At 63.1% G+C, this 18,983-nt stretch carries 15 protein-coding genes and 1 pseudogene; 6 read left to right on the plus strand and 10 right to left on the minus strand.

Going from position 1 to position 18,983, the window contains the following annotated elements; translation table 11 throughout:
• From C501_RS13330 to C501_RS0111210, 5 genes and pseudogenes are all read left to right on the plus strand, one after another.
• Positions 1-975 carry a methyltransferase domain-containing protein gene (locus tag C501_RS13330; RefSeq protein WP_018135721.1) on the plus strand — a complete coding sequence of 325 codons (975 nt, stop codon included), beginning with the start codon at positions 1-3 and terminating at the stop codon, positions 973-975.
• Entirely contained in the window at positions 972-2,426 is a 1,455-nt protein-coding gene (gene yczR, locus C501_RS0111195) for a MocR-like transcription factor YczR (protein WP_018135722.1), read from the plus strand. The genes C501_RS13330 and yczR overlap by 4 nt, the downstream gene beginning before the upstream one ends.
• 126 nt (positions 2,427-2,552) lie before the next feature.
• A complete protein-coding gene (locus tag C501_RS0111200) occupies positions 2,553-3,047 on the plus strand; it encodes an NfeD family protein (RefSeq protein WP_018135723.1) in 495 nt (164 codons plus the stop codon).
• A 47-nt stretch (positions 3,048-3,094) separates the two neighbouring features.
• Positions 3,095-4,006 (plus strand): annotated as a pseudogene (locus C501_RS13335) (SPFH domain-containing protein).
• Between the two features lie 196 nt (positions 4,007-4,202).
• A complete protein-coding gene (locus tag C501_RS0111210) occupies positions 4,203-4,550 on the plus strand; it encodes an RNA polymerase-binding protein RbpA (protein WP_018135726.1) in 348 nt (115 codons plus the stop codon).
• A 49-nt stretch (positions 4,551-4,599) separates the two neighbouring features.
• Here the strand turns inward: C501_RS0111210 and C501_RS0111215 are convergent, their stop codons facing one another.
• The 6 genes from C501_RS0111215 to C501_RS0111240 all read right to left on the minus strand — a co-directional run bounded on the left by C501_RS0111215 (position 4,600) and on the right by C501_RS0111240 (position 12,178).
• The gene (locus C501_RS0111215) at positions 4,600-5,328 is read right to left on the minus strand and encodes a polyprenol monophosphomannose synthase (protein WP_026174864.1); all 729 of its coding nucleotides are present in this window, start codon (positions 5,326-5,328) and stop codon (positions 4,600-4,602) included.
• A 458-nt stretch (positions 5,329-5,786) separates the two neighbouring features.
• On the minus strand, positions 5,787-7,421 hold the full coding sequence (locus C501_RS0111220; protein WP_018135728.1) for an amidohydrolase: 1,635 nt from the start codon (positions 7,419-7,421) through the stop codon (positions 5,787-5,789).
• A gap of 76 nt (positions 7,422-7,497) precedes the next feature.
• Entirely contained in the window at positions 7,498-10,446 is a 2,949-nt protein-coding gene (locus tag C501_RS0111225; RefSeq protein WP_018135729.1) for a DEAD/DEAH box helicase, read from the minus strand.
• 79 nt (positions 10,447-10,525) lie between these two features.
• Entirely contained in the window at positions 10,526-11,344 is an 819-nt protein-coding gene (gene tatC, locus C501_RS0111230; protein ID WP_018135730.1) for a twin-arginine translocase subunit TatC, read from the minus strand.
• A gap of 46 nt (positions 11,345-11,390) precedes the next feature.
• Positions 11,391-11,681: a twin-arginine translocase TatA/TatE family subunit gene (locus tag C501_RS0111235; RefSeq protein WP_018135731.1), complete on the minus strand. Its 291-nt coding sequence runs from the start codon at positions 11,679-11,681 to the stop codon at positions 11,391-11,393.
• Positions 11,682-11,782: 101 nt separating this feature from the next.
• A complete protein-coding gene (locus C501_RS0111240) occupies positions 11,783-12,178 on the minus strand; it encodes a hypothetical protein (RefSeq protein ID WP_018135732.1) in 396 nt (131 codons plus the stop codon).
• Positions 12,179-12,298: 120 nt separating this feature from the next.
• On the opposite strand from C501_RS0111240, the gene C501_RS13340 reads away from it, so the two are divergent.
• Positions 12,299-13,780: an amino acid permease gene (locus tag C501_RS13340; protein ID WP_018135733.1), complete on the plus strand. Its 1,482-nt coding sequence runs from the start codon at positions 12,299-12,301 to the stop codon at positions 13,778-13,780.
• A 33-nt stretch (positions 13,781-13,813) separates the two neighbouring features.
• On the opposite strand, the gene C501_RS0111250 is transcribed toward C501_RS13340, so the two are convergent.
• The 4 genes from C501_RS0111250 to pafA all read right to left on the minus strand — a co-directional run bounded on the left by C501_RS0111250 (position 13,814) and on the right by pafA (position 18,968).
• Positions 13,814-15,958: a helix-turn-helix transcriptional regulator gene (locus C501_RS0111250; protein ID WP_018135734.1), complete on the minus strand. Its 2,145-nt coding sequence runs from the start codon at positions 15,956-15,958 to the stop codon at positions 13,814-13,816.
• A gap of 86 nt (positions 15,959-16,044) precedes the next feature.
• Positions 16,045-16,440: an FKBP-type peptidyl-prolyl cis-trans isomerase gene (locus C501_RS0111255; RefSeq protein ID WP_018135735.1), complete on the minus strand. Its 396-nt coding sequence runs from the start codon at positions 16,438-16,440 to the stop codon at positions 16,045-16,047.
• Between the two features lie 59 nt (positions 16,441-16,499).
• Positions 16,500-17,351 (minus strand): FKBP-type peptidyl-prolyl cis-trans isomerase, encoded by an 852-nt coding sequence (locus tag C501_RS13345; RefSeq protein WP_018135736.1) that lies wholly within the window; start codon positions 17,349-17,351, stop codon positions 16,500-16,502.
• Between the two features lie 246 nt (positions 17,352-17,597).
• A complete protein-coding gene (pafA, locus tag C501_RS0111265) occupies positions 17,598-18,968 on the minus strand; it encodes a Pup--protein ligase (RefSeq protein WP_018135737.1) in 1,371 nt (456 codons plus the stop codon).
• Positions 18,969-18,983 lie beyond the last annotated feature (15 nt).

Below are 18,983 nucleotides of genomic sequence, written 5' to 3' on the forward strand. Positions count from 1 at the left end.
GTGCCGGAATCCTGGAGGCTGCCTGCCGGGCCGCTCAGCGCATTGCGCTGCCCCGTCTGCGGCAGCGGTTTCAACCAGTTGATCGATCAGCCGGGCCGGGCCAGGGTACAGAATTCCAGCTCTCGCCGGCCGGTGCCGCAGGGTGTGCTGAACTGCGAGTCCGGGCATCGCTACGATCTGTCCAAATACGGCTATGCGAATCTGCTCACCGGCAGAGCCAACCGATCGACTCCGGATCACGCCGAAATGGTCGCGGCGAGGGAGCGCTTCCTGGCAGCCGGGCATTACGAGCCGCTCCGGGCAGCACTCGCCTCGCTGGCGGCGGAGGTCGCCGATCAGCGTCGCGATGATCCGCTGATCCTGGACGCGGGCTGCGGTACCGGATACTACCTCTCCGGGGTTCTCAACGCCCGCCCCGGCGGTGCAGCGCTGGCCCTGGACCTTTCCGGCCATGCGCTTCGTCGGGCTGCTCGCTTACCGCAGACTGCCGCTGTGGCCTGGGATCTGTGGCGACCGCTGCCTGTCGCCACGCGCAGCATCAGCACGGTGCTGGTCGTCTTCGCACCGCGCCCGCTCGCCGAATTTCACCGGGTGCTGCGCCCCGGAGGGGCCCTTCTGCTGGCCTCCCCCTCAGTCCGACATCTCAGCGGACTCCCCTCGATCACCGGTAGGCTGACTCAGCGAGCGCGGAAGCAAGAGCGACTCGCGGAGGAATTGGCCCCCTGGTTCCAGACAGTTTCCGAGCACACGGTCCGGGAAGCGCTCCGACTCAGCGCTGCGGAAGCGCTCGATGCCATCGCCATGGGCCCCTCGGGGCATCACCTGGACCCGGCCGAAGCCGCTGCAGCGTTAGCGGAGCAGCCGCAGTGGGACAGTTGGTTGGAAGTCACGATCCAGGTGCTCCGCCCCCTGCCCGAGGATTCGCAGAACGCAGCAGCAAGCAGCAGCCCGGGCGCCAGTACCCTGGAAGCATGAGCCCCCGTCTCTCCGCGCGCCGGCTGGCCCGTGAGCTAGGCTACTGGCGCGGTAACGGCCATAGCATCATGTATCAGGCGCTGGCCGAGCAGCTCAGGCTCATGCTCATCGACGGACGACTGGTCAGCGGGGTTCGTCTGCCGGCCGAGCGGGAACTGAGCGAGGCTCTCGGTGTTTCCCGGACCACAGTGACCTCCGCCTATGCGCAGTTGCGGCAGCAGCGGTTCCTGCAGAGCATCCGCGGCTCCGGCTCCAGGCTGATGCTGCCGCAGGGGCAGCGCGGAGTCGCGGAAACCACCGAAGGGTACGAGCTGGATTTCAGCAAAGCAGCGGCCCCGGCCTACCCGGGCCTGGTCAGGGCTTATGCTGATGCCGTTCAGGCTCTTCCCCGGTATCTGGGGCATCCCGATTTCGATATTCAAGGGCTGCCGGAGCTGCGTGCAGAGATCGCCGCGCACTACCTCGATCGAGGTGTGTCCACCGCCCCGGAGCAGATCCTGGTCACTCTCGGCGCGCAGCATGCGCTCAGCCTGATCACGCGGACGATCTACGCCCCCGGTGAGCGCATCCTCATCGAACACCCTACGTACCCGCATGCCATAGACACTTTTCTGGCCGCGGGGGCTCGGCTGCTCACCGTGCCGGTGAGCCATGAGGGCGGCTGGGATATTGCCGAGGCCCAGCTCCTAATCCGTCGGGCAGCGCCCAGCATGGCCTTCCTCATGCCGGATTTCCAGAGCCCGACCGGGGCCAGCATGGCGGTTTCAGAGCGCGAACAGCTCGCGCAGCTGGCCAGTAGCGAGAACGTCACTCTGATAGCGGATGAGACCACCGCGCTACTGGACATCGACCGCGGGCCGCTACCCCCGCTCGCCGCATTCTCGCCCAACGTGGTGAGCATCGGATCGCTCGGCAAGATCGCCTGGGGCGGCCTGCGCATAGGCTGGGTCCGCGGCCCCAGGGAACTCATCAGCAGACTTCAGCAGAGCCGGCCGGCCATCGACCTCGGCACGCCAATACTCGAACAGCTGGCAGCGATCCGCCTGCTGCGGGAGCTGCCCGCCATGTGCGCGAACCGCAGCCGGGAACTACGGGCTGGTCGGGATCTTCTGCTCGCTGAGCTGGGGCGCGCATTCCCGGGCTGGTCGCTGCCGAAGCCGCTCGGCGGGATGTCTCTGTGGGTGAACATCGGCGGCAGCGGAGCTCCGTTCGCTTCTGCTTCTTCCGTTTCGCAGATTTCCTCCTCTGCATTGGCCCTCGCAGCCCGCGGAGAAGGCCTCGCCTTGGTGCCTGGCCCGCGTTTCGGAATTGAAGGGGCTTTCGAACGCTTCCTGCGGCTCCCTTTCACCTATCCTGAAGCGGACCTCCGGGAGGTCGTAGGCGCGCTATCCCGGGCGGCCTCGAGCCTCGGCCCAAATCCTGCCAAAGCTCCTTGGCACCCCGTCGTCTGAAACCCTCAGCACGGGCATTCACAGCCTCCCCTGCAGCGCCCGCAGATGGCCTCCGGAGACCACCGGAACAGTCCTGAAAATCTGAGAAATATCGTAGAATTGAGGTATTAGACAGGAGGCATTTCCATGCTGATGTGGTTCATAGAGAACGCATGGCTTCTCTGGCTCGCGGCCTTCCTGATCCTGGCAGCCGTGGAGACGCTCACCTTAGACCTGTACTTCATCATGCTCGCCGTCGCGGCATTCGCCGCCATGTTGGCAGCGATTATGGGCGCAGTCTTCTGGCTCCAGGTCCTCGTCTTCGCGGTGGTCGCACTCTGTTTGATCCTCTTCCTCAGGCCTCTGGCCATGCGGTACCTGCGCAAAGGGCCACCTGAGCAGCGCAGTAATATCGACCTGCTGATCGGCCAGTCGGCGACGGTACTGGAGACGGTCACCGGGCTGCGCGGGCAGGTCCGGATCGGAGGCGATATCTGGAGCGCACGCGGCCAGCAGAGAGAAGCGCTCAGCCCCGGCTCAGAAGTGCGGGTGATCGCCATCGACGGCGCAACCGCAGTAGTCACCCCGGCATCAGCCGGCACCGAAGCTCATACCGAAGAAAAGTCTGAAGGGGCGCTATGAACAGCACGAACGGTAATCTGATAAGTACCATCGTCCTGCTGATCCTGATGGTCGTCATCGTGATCGTGCTGGTGCGCTCGGTGCGGATCATCCCGCAGGCCCGAGCCGGCGTGGTGGAGCGCTTGGGCAAGTATCAGCGCACGCTCAACCCCGGCCTGACCTTGCTGATCCCCTTCGTCGACCGGCTGCTGCCGCTGCTCGACCTCCGCGAGCAGGTGGTCTCCTTCCCGCCGCAGCCGGTGATCACCGAGGACAACCTGGTGGTCTCCATCGACACGGTGGTGAATTTCCAGGTCACCGACGCCAAGGCGGCCACCTACGAGATCGCCAACTACATCCAGGCCGTGGAGCAGCTGACCACGACGACTCTGCGTAACGTCGTGGGCGGGTTGAATCTTGAGCAGGCGCTGACCAGCCGGGACCAGATCAACAAGCAGCTGCGCGGAGTTCTCGACGAGGCCACCGGCCGCTGGGGCATCCAGGTCTCTCGAGTGGAGCTCAAAGCGATCTAGCCGCCCATGTCGATTCAGGATTCCATGGAGAAGCAGATGCGGGCGGAGCGTGACCGCCGTGCCGCCATCCTCACCGCTGAGGGCACGAAGCAGTCGCAGATCCTGACCGCTGAGGGCGAACGTCAGTCATCGATTCTCCGGGCGGAGGGCGATGCCAAGGCCGCGATCCTGCGTGCCGATGGCGAAGCTCAGGCGATCGAGAAGGTGTTCAGCGCGATCCACCGCGGTGGGCCGGACCAGAAGCTGCTGGCGTATCAGTATCTGCAGACTTTACCGAAGCTCGCCGAAGGCAGCTCGAATAAACTCTGGATCATCCCCTCCGAAGTGGGCGAGGCACTCAAGGGCATCGGCGATGTTCTCGGCCGAACCACCCCGGACGGCCCGGCATCGCCGGCCCCCGCTGCTCCCAGGGCTGAGCGCGCTACCCGGCCGGAACCGGAGTTATAACAGCAGCAGAAGGATCACGCCGAACCGCTCGGCATGATCAGGCGGTATACTTGTACCTTGCCTAAGTCCGGAACCCGGCACCGTTTTCCGTGAGCCTTCTCATGGACCGCATCGGATTCCCGTTCCGGAATACCCCGGGCCTGCGCAGCGTTATGATCTGGGCAGGAAGTAGCAATCGAAGGAAGTGGACGGCACTATGAGCGACCGTAGCTTGCGCGGCATGCGCTTAGGCGCGCAGAGCATGGAAACCGAAGCCGGAGTAGAGCCGGCACCCCGGCAGCGGGTCGAATACCGCTGCGAGGACGGCGAGCAGGTCTTCGTGACCTTTGCTGCTGAAGCCGAGATCCCGACTCTCTGGGTGTCCAAGACCGGCAAAGAAGCTGTGCTCGTGGATGGCGAGAAGCCCGATGAAGCCTCCACGGAGAAGTCAGTGCGCACCCACTGGGACATGCTGATGGAACGGCGCAGCGTACCGGAGCTGGAGCAGACCCTGGAGGACCGCCTCAAGATCCTGCGCGCCCGGCGCGGCGAGAAAGTCAGCTAAACATCATCCATCACGAGACGGGCCCCTCAGCCAGTACTGGCTGAGGGGTTCAGTCTTTTCCAGTGAGCTTCTTCCAGCGGGCGCTGAGGCCCCACTTCGTCACGTTGATCACGGCTTCCTGGAAGATTCCGCCGCTCATCTTCGATGCGCCGAGTTCGCGCTCCACGAAGGTGATCGGCACCTCGACCACTTTCAATCCGAGCTGAGCCACCCGCCAGAGCATATCCACCTGGAACCCGTACCCTACCGAGGCCACAGTGCTGAGGTCGATGGCCGCGAGCGTTTCCCGACGGAACGCCCGGTACCCGCCGGTGATGTCCTTGACTCGCAGGCCCAGCATGAAGCGCGAGTAGAAACTGCCTCCGCGGGAGATGATGATCCGCCCCAGCGGCCAGTTCACTACTTTTCCACCGGGCACCCACCGGGAGCCCAGGGCCAGGTCCGCGCCTTGGTCAACAGCGGCCAGGAGCCGGGGCAGCTGCTCAGGCTGATGCGAGCCATCGGCGTCCATCTCGACGAGAACCTCATAGCCTTCGCCCATACCCCAGCGGAAGCCCGCGATATAGGCGGCGCCCAGGCCTTCTTTGCCCTGACGATGTAGGACATGCACTCGTTCATCCTGTGCGGCGAAATCATCGGCGAGGCTGCCGGTGCCATCCGGGCTGTTGTCATCCACAATGAGGACGTCTGCTTCGGGAACGGCCTTGCGCAGTCGCGAAAGGGTGATCGGCAGCGACTCGACCTCGTTATAGGTCGGGATAATCGTCAGAACACGCACGCAGAAACCTTTCATTGCTCGAGCGCAGCAAAGTTCCAGTTTATACGAGCGGAAGAAGTGGGTAGGTTCACGCGCCTTCGGACCACCTCCGATGCCACCGTCGCGGCGCATCCGAACTGTTTTCTACTGACGCGTGAACCCACCCGTTACATGAGCTGCCAGCCCGGCTGGAACACCGGAAAGCGCCCTGGAGAGCTTCTTCCTGGCAGCTGGGCTTCCATCATTGGAGATCACTATGAAAACCCGTTGAGCTAAAATCCTACGTCCTCTGAAAACCCTGTCAACATGGCTTTGACCAGGAGTTTTGCTTATTAGCGCAGGTCAGACGAGCGCCGCCGCCTAGCAAACTTCCGATATTTTTTCGGTTTTTTCGCTTCTTCGGCGTGTCGGTTAGTGACCCGAGGCGGACTCGTCACGGCTAAACCGAACAGATGAGACCAAATAAGACCAGATAAGACTCAAAACCCTTCCGACCGGAACAGCTCTACGCCGTGATGCACCGTAGCCAGGCAGCGCGGCTCGTTCTCCGTATCGAGAGCCGGCAGCAGCGGAGTCCTGGCCCGGGGATCCGTACTCCAGGCTTGAACCCGCTCGTCGGCGACCTGAACCATCAGTTCATCAACTTCCCAGACCGCGAAACTCGCCGGGGCTCCCGGCACCAGCTGTCCCAGCAAGGGGTTGGTCTCCCCCGCGATCCGCCAGCCGGCCCGGCTGTAGCCGAGGAAGGCCGCGCGCGCGGAGATCCGCTGGGTCGGCTCATGGTGCTCCAGGCACGCCCTGACGCCCGCCCAGGGCTGCAGCGGAGTGACCGGCGCATCGGAGCCCAGTGCCATCGGTACACCGGCCGCCAGCATCGAGGCGAAGCGGTTCATCCGCCCCGCTCGCTCGGTGCCGAGACGCTGCTCGTAGAGCCCGCCTGCCCCGCCCCACGCGGCGTCGAAGGCCGGCTGCACGCTCACCGCGATAACATGCTCCACAAGAGCCGCCAAAGCCGCGTCATCGACCATCTCGGCGTGTTCCAGCCGATGGCCGGAGCGCCGGATGGCCGCGAGTCCTGCTGTGTCCGCGGCCCGCCGGATACCGGCTACCGCAGTATCCATACCGGCCTCACCGATCACGTGGAAGCCGCCTTGCACCCCCAGCTCACTGCAGGCGGCAAGATGATCCCCGACCTCCTCAGCGGTGAGATAGCGGCTGCCGGTGTGCCCCGGCTGATCCGCATAGGGCTCGCGGAGCAACGCGGTCCGCGACCCCAAGGAGCCATCGATGTTGAGATCCCCGCCCAGCCCCAAGGGCACCACCCCTGCTTCGGCGAGAGTCGCCAGGAGTTCACGCCCCTCTGCCGCGGACGATACTGCCTGACCCCAGTACGGAAGTACCTGCGGGGCGGCCTGCTCGTCGTCATCGCGGTTCATCAGCAGGGAAAGATCGGTGAGCGTCTCGGCATCCGGGATCGCCATTTCGGCCACCGCCACGATGCCTGCCGCAGCCGCGCTATCCAGGGCCCGCCGTTGATACTGCGCCCGCCGCGCCTCAGGGATGCGCCGGGCCAAGGCGCTCACGGCTTGATGCGCTGCACCGGCCACCGCTCCGTAGCCGTTCCAGCCGGTCAACTGGCGCGCCCCGGAGCGTTCGGCAAGAGCCGAGGAGATCACCGCTGAATGCACATCGATCCGGGCCAGGTAGACTTCCCTGCCCCGGCCCGCGCGGTCGAGCTCTGCGGCGGTCGGCCACTGCCCGGCTTCGGCGTCGGGGCCGTGCCACTTCGTCTCATCCCAGCCGAAACCCAGCAGCAGATCCTCTCCGGGCACCGCGGCGACTGCTGCCAGCAGCTCCGCGCGGCTGTCCACCCGGCTCAGATCGAGCGAGGCCAACGCTAGGCCGGTCTCGGTCAAGTGCACATGCGAATCGACGAATCCCGGGGTGATCAAGGCACCCTGAAGATCGACCAGCTGCATCCGGTCATCGTAGAGGGCATTCGCCGCATGCTCTCCGCCGACCCAGGCCACGGTACCGTCCTCGACGAGCATCGCTGATGCCAGCGGGTCCGCAGTGCTGTAGATCGAGCCGTTGCGATATAACGCCAGTGTCATTTCAGACTCTTCCTCAAGGACCCGGCGCATAGGCAGGGCGGTCCCGGTGACTCGGTTTGCATTGATCCAGTGACGGCTACACAGCGGAGTAGGCGACCACGCCGCGGCGGATCAGGTCGATTGCCGCACGGCAGCGTTTGCGCAGACTCTGCTGATCCGGAAGATCGCTTTCAGCAGGATCCGCCCCGGCCGCCTGCGCCAGCTGGTCCAGTAAGTCGATGACCTGTTTGGCCCAGCGGACGAAATCCCCGGCGGCGAAGTCCGTGCCCTGGAGGACCTTCTCCAGACGCTGGCCGCGCGCCCATGCGTACACGGGCTTGACCATGCCGAAATCGGGTTCGACGGTCAGCGGCAATCGCGCTTGTTCTTCATCGTCCTCCAGCACGGACCACTGGCGCACCAAGGTCTGTGCGGCTGCTTCCAGAGCCTGCGTGGGCAGAACCGGCCGGATGCCGCGTTCCTCGCGTTTGGCCTGATAGACCAGGGCAGAGGCGAATGCCGCGAGTTCTTCCGGATTCAGATCGTCAAACGCCCCTTCGCGCAGCACCAGTGCGATGAGCAGATCTTTCTCGCCGTAGATCCGGCGCAGGCGCTGGCCATCCGCAGTGGGATGCAGCTCCCCGTTTTCGCCTTTTTCGATGAAGTTCCGAGCGGCGAGCAAGTCGCAGACCCGGTCGAAGGTCTTGGCAATGGTCCCGGTGCGGTTCTGGATCTGCCGTTTCAGGCTTTCCGTCTCGCGGTTCAACCGGCCCCAGCGCTCGGACCAGCGGGCATGGACTTCCCGTTCGTTGCAGCCGTGACAAGGGTGGGCTCGCAACCTGCGCCGCAAGGCTGCTATTTCCTGCTCCACGCCGCTGTCCCTGGGCACGCCCAGCCGGCGGTTGGCGCCCCGGTCATGATCGCTGCGAGCAGCTCCGCCACCGGCCTGCCGGACGGCGGCCCGGAGCTGTGCGGCAAGCTCACGACGGCCGGCCGGCTGCCTCGGGCTGAAGCTCTTGGGCACCCTGAGTCTCTGCAGGGGCTCGACCGGCACCTGGATCTCCTGCCGCCCCAGGCGGTGCAGCTCCCGGTTCTCCGTGAGCAGGGTGGGCCTCGGATCGCGGGCTTGCGGATCAGCGACAACCACCACGCCGTGGTACGAGGGTTTCGCAGGAACGTCGATGACATCCCCCACGCGCAGTGCAGCCAGGGATTCATTGATGGCTTCGCGACGATTGCGGCCGGCCTGCTTGGATGCTGCGGACTCCAGATCGCTCAGCTGCCTGCGCAGCGCAGCATATTCCGCGAAGTCGCCCAGATGGCAGGTCATCGCTTCTTCGTACCCGGCCATGGCCTCTTCCCGGCTGCGCACCTGACGCGCCAGCCCGACCACCGAGCGATCCGCCTGGAACTGGGCGAAGGAAGATTCCAGAATCTTACGGGCCCGGCTGCGGCCGAACTGAGCGATGAGATTCATGCTCATGTTGTAGGTGGGCCGGAAGCTGGAGTTCAGCGGGTAGGTTCGCCGGGAGGCTAGGCCCGCCACTGCGGCCGGGTCGATATCCGGCTGCCAGAGCACCACCGCATGGCCCTCGATATCGATACCGCGACGCCCGGCCCGCCCTGTCAGCTGGGTGTACTCTCCCGCACTGATATTGACGTGCGATTCGCCGTTGAATTTCTCCAGCTTCTCCAGTATCACTGATCTGGCCGGCATATTGACGCCCAGAGCCAAGGTTTCGGTAGCGAAAACAGCTTTGATGAGACCATCCGCGAAGAGCTCTTCGACGGCCTCTTTGAAGGTCGGCAACATTCCGGCATGATGCGCGGCGATGCCTCGGAGCAGCCCTTCACGCCAGGACCAAAAACCCAGGACGTCCAGGTCTTCACCCGGCAACTCCTCCCGGAGCGATTCGACGCGTCGCTCGATGTCGCGCCGCTCCTCCGGGTTCGTGAGCACCAACCCGGCATCGACGCACTGCTGGACTGCGGCATCGCAGCCTGCACGGGAGAAGATGAAGGTGATCACCGGCAGCAGATCCGCTTGCGCCAGGCTTTCGATGACCTGGGCACGACTGACCCGGCGCGGCACCAGCCCCTGCTCCGTGCTCGTCGGGATATCGCGGGAAACCGACCGGCCGCCTCGGCGCTGATAGCGCTCTGCTCGGCCCCGGCCATTGCGCGGCGGCCTGCCGCGCATCCGCTGCCGGGATTCGTTCCGGCTCAGCTGGATGAGTTCTTTATTCACCGCCGGCACCTGGTCTCGGCCTTCTTTTCGCCTAGATTCGCCGCGCACTTGCCGCGCCGAGGAAGGGGCTGCCTCATCCCCCGCGAAAAGGTCCACGAGGTCTTTGCCCACCATCACGTGCTGCCACAGCGGCACTGGTCGGTGCTCCGAGACCACCACCGTGGTCTGCCCCCGTACAGTATCCAGCCAGGCACCGAACTCTTCGGCGTTGGAAACGGTGGCGGACAGGGAGACCAGCTGCACGCGGAGCGGTAGATGGATGATCACTTCTTCCCAAACCGCGCCACGGAACCGGTCCGCGAGGTAATGCACTTCGTCCATCACCACATAACCGAGATCCTTGAGACTGGCGGAGTCGGCATAGAGCATATTGCGCAGTACTTCTGTGGTCATCACCACAATCTGAGCTTCCGGGTTCACCGAGGTATCCCCGGTCAGCAAGCCCACTCGCTCGGCGCCGTAGCGCGCAGCCAGCTCAGCATATTTCTGGTTGGACAGTGCTTTGATCGGAGTGGTGTAGAACGCCTTGCAGCCTCGCTTCAGGGCTAAGAAGACCGCGAACTCCCCCACGATCGTCTTTCCGGCTCCCGTCGGTGCGGCCACCAGTACTCCGGCACCGCTTTCCAGGGCTTCGCACGCCTCGACCTGGAAGGGATCCAGTTGGAACTCAGTGAGCTGTTCAAATTCCCCAAAAGCGCTCTGCGCTCTGCGCTGCCGCTCCTGCGCTGAGCGGTATCGCTCGGCAGGACTAAGGGCTACTTCTTCCGTCGGCTGGTCTCCTGCTAATCGCGACGACATGCCCTCAGCCTATGCGCTTGAGCGTCCCACCACCGAATACTTCAGGGTGTTTTCAGCTCAAGGCTACTTAAGAAGCTACTCAGGGCTGACCGGACGCGCCAAGGTTTTTCAAGTCGTCGCTAGAAGTGGCGATATCCGCCGTGCTCTCATTTTCTTCCACGCGTTTAGCAGCACGCCGGTCCCGACGGCGGTCCAGGAGCACGCAGAGCCCCATCGCCGCGAAGTACAGGACGAGCAGCGGGCCGCCCAGCAGGAACATCGTGAAGGCGTCATTTCCTGGAGCCGCCATCGCCGCGACGACGGTCACGAGCAAGACAGTGACCCGCCAGCCTTTGAACATCGTCTTACCGCGCAGCACTCCGGCCATATTCACGCCTACCAAGACCACGGGGATCAGGAAGGAGAATCCCATGAACAGCATCAGCTGCATCACGAAGCTGAAGTAATCGGTCGCCTGAATAACGTTAGAGGCACCTACATCCTGCGGTGTGAACGAGGTCAGTGCGTAGACGATATTGGGCATGACGAACCAGCCCGAATACAGGCCGGCGAAGAACAGCGGCACCGCCGCTAGCATGAAGCCGAAAGTGTAACGCTTCTCCTTGGAGGTCAGGCCGGGCATGATGAATGCCCAGATCTGATAGATCCACACCGGGGAGGAAACAATCGCACCTAGGAAGATAGCGCTCTGCACCTGGAGGTCGAAGGACGTCGCGACCCCGGAGAAGTTGATCGAGGCCTGGACGCCGCGCTCCTCGTTTACCCGGTGAATCGGCTCTGCGATGAGAGTGAACAGCGGGGTGTAAAGGATCCACCCAATGACCGCACCGATAACCAAGGCAATACCGGCTTTGATCAGCCGGTTGCGCAGCTCGATGAAGTGTTCTTTGAGGGACATCCGCCCCTCAGGGTTGGATTTGCGTCCCGTTAAAGCGGCCACTGCCTCAGGCCGAGGGAGTGCCCGGCGGAGTGCTGCCCGTGTTGTTGCCCTGCTCGGCCCGGTTCTGGGATGGCATCACGGTCCCTTCCACCGGCTTATCCTGCTTAGCGCTCTGAGACTGGTCGTTAACGGCTTCGTCGCTGCCATCGTTCCGGGACTCTCGAACTTCAGACTTGATGATTCGGAAAGACTGGCCCAGGCTCCGTGCCATAGCAGGCAGCTTAGGGGCGAAGAAGAGCAGCAAAATGACTAGAACAATGAAGCCGATAACCCACGGCTCTCGCAAAAAACCCACGGAACGTTCCTTTCGTTAGCTTTAAGTCTACCGCCTCGCAGCCGCACAGTCCTAGCGCTTGCGGTCAGCGTCCGCAGATCAATGCGTGAAAAGGGGCCTGTCTAACGAGTCAAGTCCACTCCTTCGTTCCGCAAGTCCCAGAGCGACTGCGGCTGACCGCGACGCCTGCGGCGGATAACCCGCCGGCGGATCCGGGCGGCACGGCGTTCAGCTTTACCCTGCTGGTAGTTCTCAGCAGCCTCGGCCGGCGAGGGGAAGGCGAGCAGTTCCGGATCATCCGGTGCCCTGGAACCAGCCTGCAGCTCCTGCCGGTACAGCCCCGGATCAGCGGCGCTGAAAGCGCTTTGAGATTCCGTGCTGAGCTTTGCGGAAACCTCGCTGATGTCTTTGCCCAGGCGTGTCAGATGCCGCCACAGCTTGATTCCCAGCAGCACGAGGTATAACAAGGAGAGCGCAATGAGTGCGATCCAGATCACGATCCACGACCACCAGGGCATATCATCAAGTGTAAACGCTGTCCTGATCGGTCTGCTCCGGTCCAGTCCGGCTTACCTTGCATTTGCCCTAGATACACTTTTCAACCAAGAACAATTTCATCAGAGAACAAATGAGGATCTATGACGACTAAGCCCACAGCGACGGAGACCAGCCCCGCGCCATCCAATGATGCTCCAGAATCTGGCCAGAACCTCACCCGCGGCCTGAGCAACCGTCATATCCAGCTCATCGCCATCGGCGGAGCCATCGGCACCGGGCTTTTCCTCGGCTCCGGCAGGATCATCAGCGTCGCCGGACCCAGCGTGATCTTCGTGTACATGATCATTGGCTTCATGCTCTTCTTCGTCATGCGGGCGATGGGCGAGGTACTGCTGTCCAATCTCGGATACCGGACCTTCGCCGATTTTGCCGGCGATCTGATCGGCCCCTGGGCCGGTTTCATGGTCGGTTGGACCTACTGGATCTGTTGGATCATCATCGGCATAGCGGATCTGGTAGCCATCACGAGTTACGCGCAGTTCTGGTTCCCCGAACTCGCTGAGCCGACCATCGCGCGTGCCATCCCGGCGATCTTGTCGATCCTCCTCTTCCTGGTGCTCAACTTGGTGGCAGTACGGCTCTTCGGGGAGCTGGAGTTCTGGTTCGCGCTCATCAAGGTCGTCGCGATCGTCGCCCTGGTGCTGGTCGGCACCATCATGATCATCACCGCTTTCCGCTCCCCTACGGGAGATACCGCGAGCCTGGCAAATCTCTGGAACGACGGCGGAATGTTCCCGCAGGGGCTGATGGGCTTCCTGGGCGGCTTCCAGATCGCCATCTTCGCCTTCCAGGGCATCGAGCTCGCCGGCACCGCTGCCGCGGAAACGAAGGATCCGGAGAAGACTCTGCCGCGAGCGATCAACTGGATCCCGATCCGGGTGCTGCTCTTCTACGTCGCTTCACTCGTCGTCATCATGGCGGTGACCCCGTGGCGCCGAGCCGATCCGAATATCAGTCCCTTCGTGGAGATGTTCGCCCTCGCCGGATTCGGTGCCGCGGCAGCGCTGGTCAATTTCGTCGTGATCACCTCGGCGGCCTCCAGCGCAAACTCCGGGATCTTCTCCACCTCCCGGATCATGTACAGCATGTCGATGGAGCGCAAGGCACCGGCTATGTTCAACCGGCTCTCCGGAAACCGGGTTCCGGCCCGGGCGCTTCTACTGTCCGTCATCTGCCTGATTCCGGGGGTCGTGCTGCTGTACACGAGCGGTTCCGTGGGCGAGGCGTTCACCTTCGTCACCTCGATCTCGGCCATCCTGTTCATCACCGTCTGGGCTTTTATCGTCATCGCCTATCTGTGCTACCGGGTCAAGCGGCCGGAACTGCATGCGGCATCGAAGTTCAAGGTGCCCGGCGGGCGATTCACCGCCTGGATGGTGCTGGCTTTCTTCGTCTTCACCATCGTGGTCCTCGGCTTGGAGGAAAGCACCCGGGTGGCTCTGTATTATGCACCGGCCTGGTACGCGATCCTGGCAGCCGCTTATTTCTTCCTGGTGCACCGCGGGCAGCGGAACAACACCGCGAGCCACCCAACAGACCGGCAGGAGAGGCACAGCAGTTGAGCTCCGTGGAGCAACAAGGCGAGGCCGGTTTGCTTATGCCGGTCTCGCCGCTCCTTGTGACGATGCGGCTTCCGAATATCCCGCATATCCCGCTAAGGCCTCTCGGGACCAGGTCAGCGCATCATCCAAACAATCCTGCGGCGCGACCAGGCGGATAGCACCGCCGGCACGGGCCACCAGCCGGGGCAACCACTCGGGACTGCCGATATCGATCCAGAGCAGCTTCACCCAGCGGTTTTGCGCCCACGAACCGGTCTCCGGAAGGTTCAAGACCGCCGACGCTTGATAGTAATCAGCCACCCAGAGCGCCGAAGCGTCGACGAGCAGTGTGGCCTCGATGTCTTCGGCTCCCGGGGTGAAGAGGTGGAGCGGAAAATTCTGCGCTTGAGCCACTTCCCTGACTGCCTCTTGTTCCCGGCTCACCTCGGCTGGTCTCGAGGCCTCCGGCTCGGCTGAGCGGATCCGGTCCACGCGGAAGGTCCGCTGCGCCTCAGCGCTATGACACCAGGCCAGCAGGTACCAGGCCTCGTCCTGGGAGAAGACCCGAATCGGATCCACAATGCGCTCCGTCAGCTCATCACGGTGGGGCACCAGATATTCCAGCTTGAGCTGCTGCCGAGAGCGGATCGCGCTCTGCAACAGCTCAAGTGTCCGGTCCTGCTCAGGGCTGCTGAGCCTGATGTCGACGATCCCGCCGAGGCCCGTGCCCAGCTCAGGGCTGGATTCTTCGCCAGCAGCCTCCCCCGCCGCGGCGCTGATCTTCGACATCACGGTGCGCACTGCGGAGTCGGAGCTCAGACCGGGCAAAGCGCTGAGTGCCTCCAGACCGACCAGCAGGGCCGAGGCTTCTTCGACGCTGAGCCGGATCGCTTCGGACAGTTCCTCCGCATCCGCGATATGAATGTAACCGTCATCCCAGGTGACATCCATCAGATCGCCGTGCAGGCCGCCAGGCAGGCCGCTGACCATGAGCAGGCTCAAATCCGCTTCTAGATCCCGGCGGCTGATCCCGAACTCGGCGGCGACGTCATCGACATGCATGCCCTGATGGTGATTGAGAAAAGGAACCAGATCCACGAGCCGGCGCAGCCGATCCTGAGCGGTTGTTTTGGCACGGGGCTGATGAGCCGGAGCCGGCCGATCCGGCAGCTGCGGTAATTGCTCTCGATGGGAACTGAGCACCCCTTCGAAGCGCTTGATGACCTCAGCCCGTAGATCTTCAGGGGCGAGCAGACGCGCATCCGGCCCATAGCTGGCGACCTCTCCTGCAAAGTCGTCCCAGGATCCATAGGCCACGGTGATCCGGTCCCAGCCCACTGCGGGCCTGCTTCCGGCAGTGTCTTCGTCTCCGGGTATAACGTCTTCCGGGACAATCCGGTCCCTCAAGCTCTGGCCTCGGCCGGCCCGCACCAGGATTTCAGCGCGCTGAGTATCGGGGGCCTCCAGGCTGCGGAGCGCCTCGGTGATCGAGAAGTCCTCCGGGCGGTCAAAGCTTTCGGCACTGAGGCTGACCCCGGAGCACAGCCGGGAGAGCCTGAAGATGCGCTGCCCCTGGCGCTCCAGATCCCAGCCCACGAGGTACCAGTGACCATACTTCAGGCCGAGCCCCCAAGGCTGGACCGTCCGCTGACGAGGTTTCTCGTCTTCCCGGCCGCGGTAGTCGAAGCGCACAGTGCGGCGGGTGGAAGCGGCTTCGAGTAGATCCTCGAAACCCGGTTCCCTGAGGCTGATCCGCGGCTCCAGCAGAGGCTCTGCAGCCTCCGTGCCGTCCAGCAGGGCCGGATCACCGACCACCCGCGTACCGATCTTGCGCACGGCACGACTCGCCGCCGCGCCTAACGCCGCCTGGCTCCAGAGCCTGCCCGCAAGTGAAAGCGCTGCCGCTTCCGCTGCGGTCAGCTGGATCTCGGGGAGCCGGTACTTCTCTTTCGGAATCCGGTAGCTGACGTTCCCCGGGTCTTCTTCGAAAGCACCCGGCTGCCGCTGCGTCTCCAGGGGAATGCCCATGGCGCGGAGGTCGACCTTGTCTCTTTCGAACATCCTCTCGAAGGCTTCTTCCGAGGGCGATTCCCGGTAGGCCTGGATGTTCTCACGCAAAAATTCCTTGCTGCGCCCATAACGGGTCTCCAGTAAGGCGATCAGCAGGTTGAGCAGTCGTTCGGTACGGGATGCGGACACGCTTCAAGCCTAATACTCGCATCGCACTGCCCCGCGCCGACGCGCTTGCATCGTTGATGCGAAGAGAACAAAAGAGAACCGAAGAATCAGCGCACGCTGACCAGGTCGACGACGAAGATCAGTGCTTCGTTCGAACCGATCCCCGCTCCTGCTCCGCGCTCACCGTAGGCCAGGTGCGAAGGAATTTCCAAGCGTCGCCGGCCGCCGGCTTTCATGCCGATCAGGCCGCGATCCCAACCTTCGATGACCTGGCCAACGCCTGCGGTGAAGTCCAGCGGCTGGCCACGATTCCAGGAAGCGTCGAACTCTTCTCCCGTGCTAAATGCCACGCCGACGTAATGCGCCGAGATGCCGTCCCCGGCTTTGACCTCGCGACCGTCACCGACGATTAGGTCCTCGATCACGAGATCCTCAGGAACATCGTGCTCCGGGAAGTCGATCTCCGGCTTCTGCCGATCGTAATTGCGCTCTCCAAAAGACATAATCCAATATCTCCTCGCGGAATCTAGGTGGTCAGAATCTCTCTATCGGCTGGTACAGCCTAGCTCTTGCCGACGATCTCCACGACGAAGACCAGGGGGCCGGCCGGGCGGCCAGTGCCGGGGTTATCCCCGTAGCCCAGGGCGGAGGGAATCACCAGCAGTACGGTGGAACCGACTTTCTGGCCCGTCAAGCCCTGAGTCCAGCCGGGAATCACCTGGCTCAGGCCGAAGCTCGCGGGCTCACCGCGATCATAGCTGGAGTCGAACTTCGAGCTATCCTCCCAGCGCCAACCAGCGTAATTCGCGTTGATAGTATCGGTTGCCGCGAGTGCATCGCCATCGCCCTCTTTGAGAACCTTGACCACGAGATTCTCCGGTGCGGGCCCGGAGGGGATGTTGACGCTGGGCACGTTGTTGTCGTCGAAGTTCACCGTGGGCAGCTTCCCCTCGGAGTCGAGCGAGGCCACTTCATCTGACGGGGCCACTGAAGGCAAGTTGCTCACGGACTCCACGAAGTAGATGGAAAGAGTCGCCGGATCCGGGCTGGCCCCTTGCTGCATGGACGGGCTGGAAGGGTTGGCGATGCCGATATAAGCCCCTACTTTCGCGGAGGAGAAAGCCTCGTAGACCTCTGCGGACTGGGATTTGAGCGAATCGTCAACGGTTTGAGTCTGCCCGGCGCTGGCGGAGAAGGTCTCGCCCAGCTGTGTTCCATCGGCTGCGTTGAAGGTCACGCCCCGCAAGCTCACCTGCTGGCCCGATTGCACTTCATCACCCTCGCCTTGCCGCAACAGCTTGACCGCGGGATCCGTGATGTTCAGAGGAGTCGGGAACTTCACCTCAGGGACTTGCCCGTTCTCGCCGGGGGTCACCTGCACATCGTTGAAGATCTGGGCTGATTCCGGGTTCATACTCACCGAAGGGTTCGGCGAGGTACTCGAATCCGATGCGGGGCCACTGCAGGCAGCGAGCATCAAGCTCAGCGGGACAAGGGCAGCTACAAAAACTTTGGAATAACGCAGACGCACACGCGCTCTCTTCCTCACAGTGCCCGGACACCTGCCTAGGAAGCCTGTGCTTCGGCGGGATCCGGACTGACGGCGTTGACTTCTCCCCAGTGTACCCTCCCTTGATAAGAAACCCCTGGGCGCGGTAATTCACACCAGCGGCAGAGAGGCGATGAGCGCGTCTACGCGTTCGTCTTCGTTCCGGAAGGGATCTTTGCACAGCACCGTCTGATGCGCCCGGCCGTTGAGCTTCAGGTGGACCCAATCCACCGTGTAGTCCTGGCCCGCGGCCTGGGCAGCCTCGATGAACCTGCTGCGCAGGGCAGCCCGGGTGTTCGCGGGCGGATGCTGCACGGCCTGGAGCGCATCTTCATCGGTGATTACTCTGCGGGCCGCGCCCTTTGCCTGCAGGAGGTAGAAGAGCCCGCGGTCTGGTGAAATATCGTGATACGTCAGATCCAGCTGGGCCAATCTCGGCGAATTCTCCGGTAGGTCGTGCTTCCGGCGATAGCTGTCGAGCAGACGCTTCTTGATCGCCCAGTCGATCTCGGTGTCTATCAGCCCGTGATCACCGGTTTCGATGGCCTCGAGAGTCCGCCCCCAGAGCTCCATGATCTGCGACAGATGCCGGTGGTGCTGCCCGGCTCGCGCTACATAATCGAGCGCCTTCTCGTAGTAGATGCGCTGAATCTGCACGGCGCTCATCACGCTTCCATCGGCCAATCTCACGGCGGTTCTACCGCTGATATCACGGGAGATCTCCCGGATGCTGCGGATGGGGTTCTCCATGCGCAGGCCCGTAATCGACTCCCCGTCTTCGATCATGCGCAGCAGCAGATCGACGCTGCCGACCTTGAGCAACGTCGTGGTCTCGGACATTGTAGAATCGCCGACGATCACGTGCAGCCTCCGGTAGAGTTCTGCATCGGCGTGCGGCTCATCCCGGGTATTGATGATGGGCCGGGAGCTGGTCGTCGCGGAGGAGACCCCTTCCCAGATGTGCTCGGCGCGTTGCGAGAAAGCGTAGTGCGGCTGCCCTGCCTGCAGCTGCAAACGCCCCGCACCGGCGATCAGCTGCCGAGTGACCAGGAAAGGGATCAGGGTCTCCGCCAGCTGGTTGAACTCCCCTTTTCGCTGGATCAGGTAGTTCTCGTGGCTGCCGTAGGAGTTCCCCGCAGAGTCGACGTTGTTCTTGAAAAGGTAGATCTTACCTTTGAAACCGTCCAGATGAAGCCGCCGCTCGGCCTCTTCGAGCAGTCCGTTGAGAATCAGCTCCCCAGCTTTGTCATGGGCGATGAGTTGCTGCAGATCGTCGCATTCAGCGGTTGCGTACTCCGGATGCGAGCCGACATCGAGATAAAGCCGCGAACCATTGCGCAGGAAGACATTCGAGCTGCGCCCCTGACTCACCACTTTCCGGAAGAGGTAGCGGGCCACTTCTTCGGGTGAGAGAGTACGGGAATCCTTTCCGGCGAAGGCTATGCCGAACTCGGTTTCGACCCCAAGAATCCTACGCTGCACGGTGACGCTTCTGAC

This window comes from Acaricomes phytoseiuli DSM 14247, assembly GCF_000376245.1.
In the GTDB taxonomy this organism is placed as follows: Bacteria; Actinomycetota; Actinomycetes; order Actinomycetales; family Micrococcaceae; genus Renibacterium; species Renibacterium phytoseiuli.

Bases quoted from the DNA above. Each gene is read 5' to 3' on its own strand.
- yczR (WP_018135722.1), top strand. From the start codon at position 972: ATGAGCCCCCGTCTCTCCGCGCGCCGGCTGGCCCGTGAGCTAGGCTAC.
- C501_RS0111200 (WP_018135723.1), top strand. From the start codon at position 2,553: ATGCTGATGTGGTTCATAGAGAACGCATGGCTTCTCTGGCTCGCGGCC.
- C501_RS0111210 (WP_018135726.1), top strand. From the start codon at position 4,203: ATGAGCGACCGTAGCTTGCGCGGCATGCGCTTAGGCGCGCAGAGCATG.
- C501_RS0111220 (WP_018135728.1), bottom strand. From the start codon at position 7,421: ATGACACTGGCGTTATATCGCAACGGCTCGATCTACAGCACTGCGGAC.
- C501_RS0111225 (WP_018135729.1), bottom strand. From the start codon at position 10,446: ATGTCGTCGCGATTAGCAGGAGACCAGCCGACGGAAGAAGTAGCCCTT.
- tatC (WP_018135730.1), bottom strand. From the start codon at position 11,344: ATGTCCCTCAAAGAACACTTCATCGAGCTGCGCAACCGGCTGATCAAA.
- C501_RS0111240 (WP_018135732.1), bottom strand. From the start codon at position 12,178: ATGCCCTGGTGGTCGTGGATCGTGATCTGGATCGCACTCATTGCGCTC.
- C501_RS13340 (WP_018135733.1), top strand. From the start codon at position 12,299: ATGACGACTAAGCCCACAGCGACGGAGACCAGCCCCGCGCCATCCAAT.
- C501_RS0111255 (WP_018135735.1), bottom strand. From the start codon at position 16,440: ATGTCTTTTGGAGAGCGCAATTACGATCGGCAGAAGCCGGAGATCGAC.
- C501_RS13345 (WP_018135736.1), bottom strand. From the start codon at position 17,351: ATGAACCCGGAATCAGCCCAGATCTTCAACGATGTGCAGGTGACCCCC.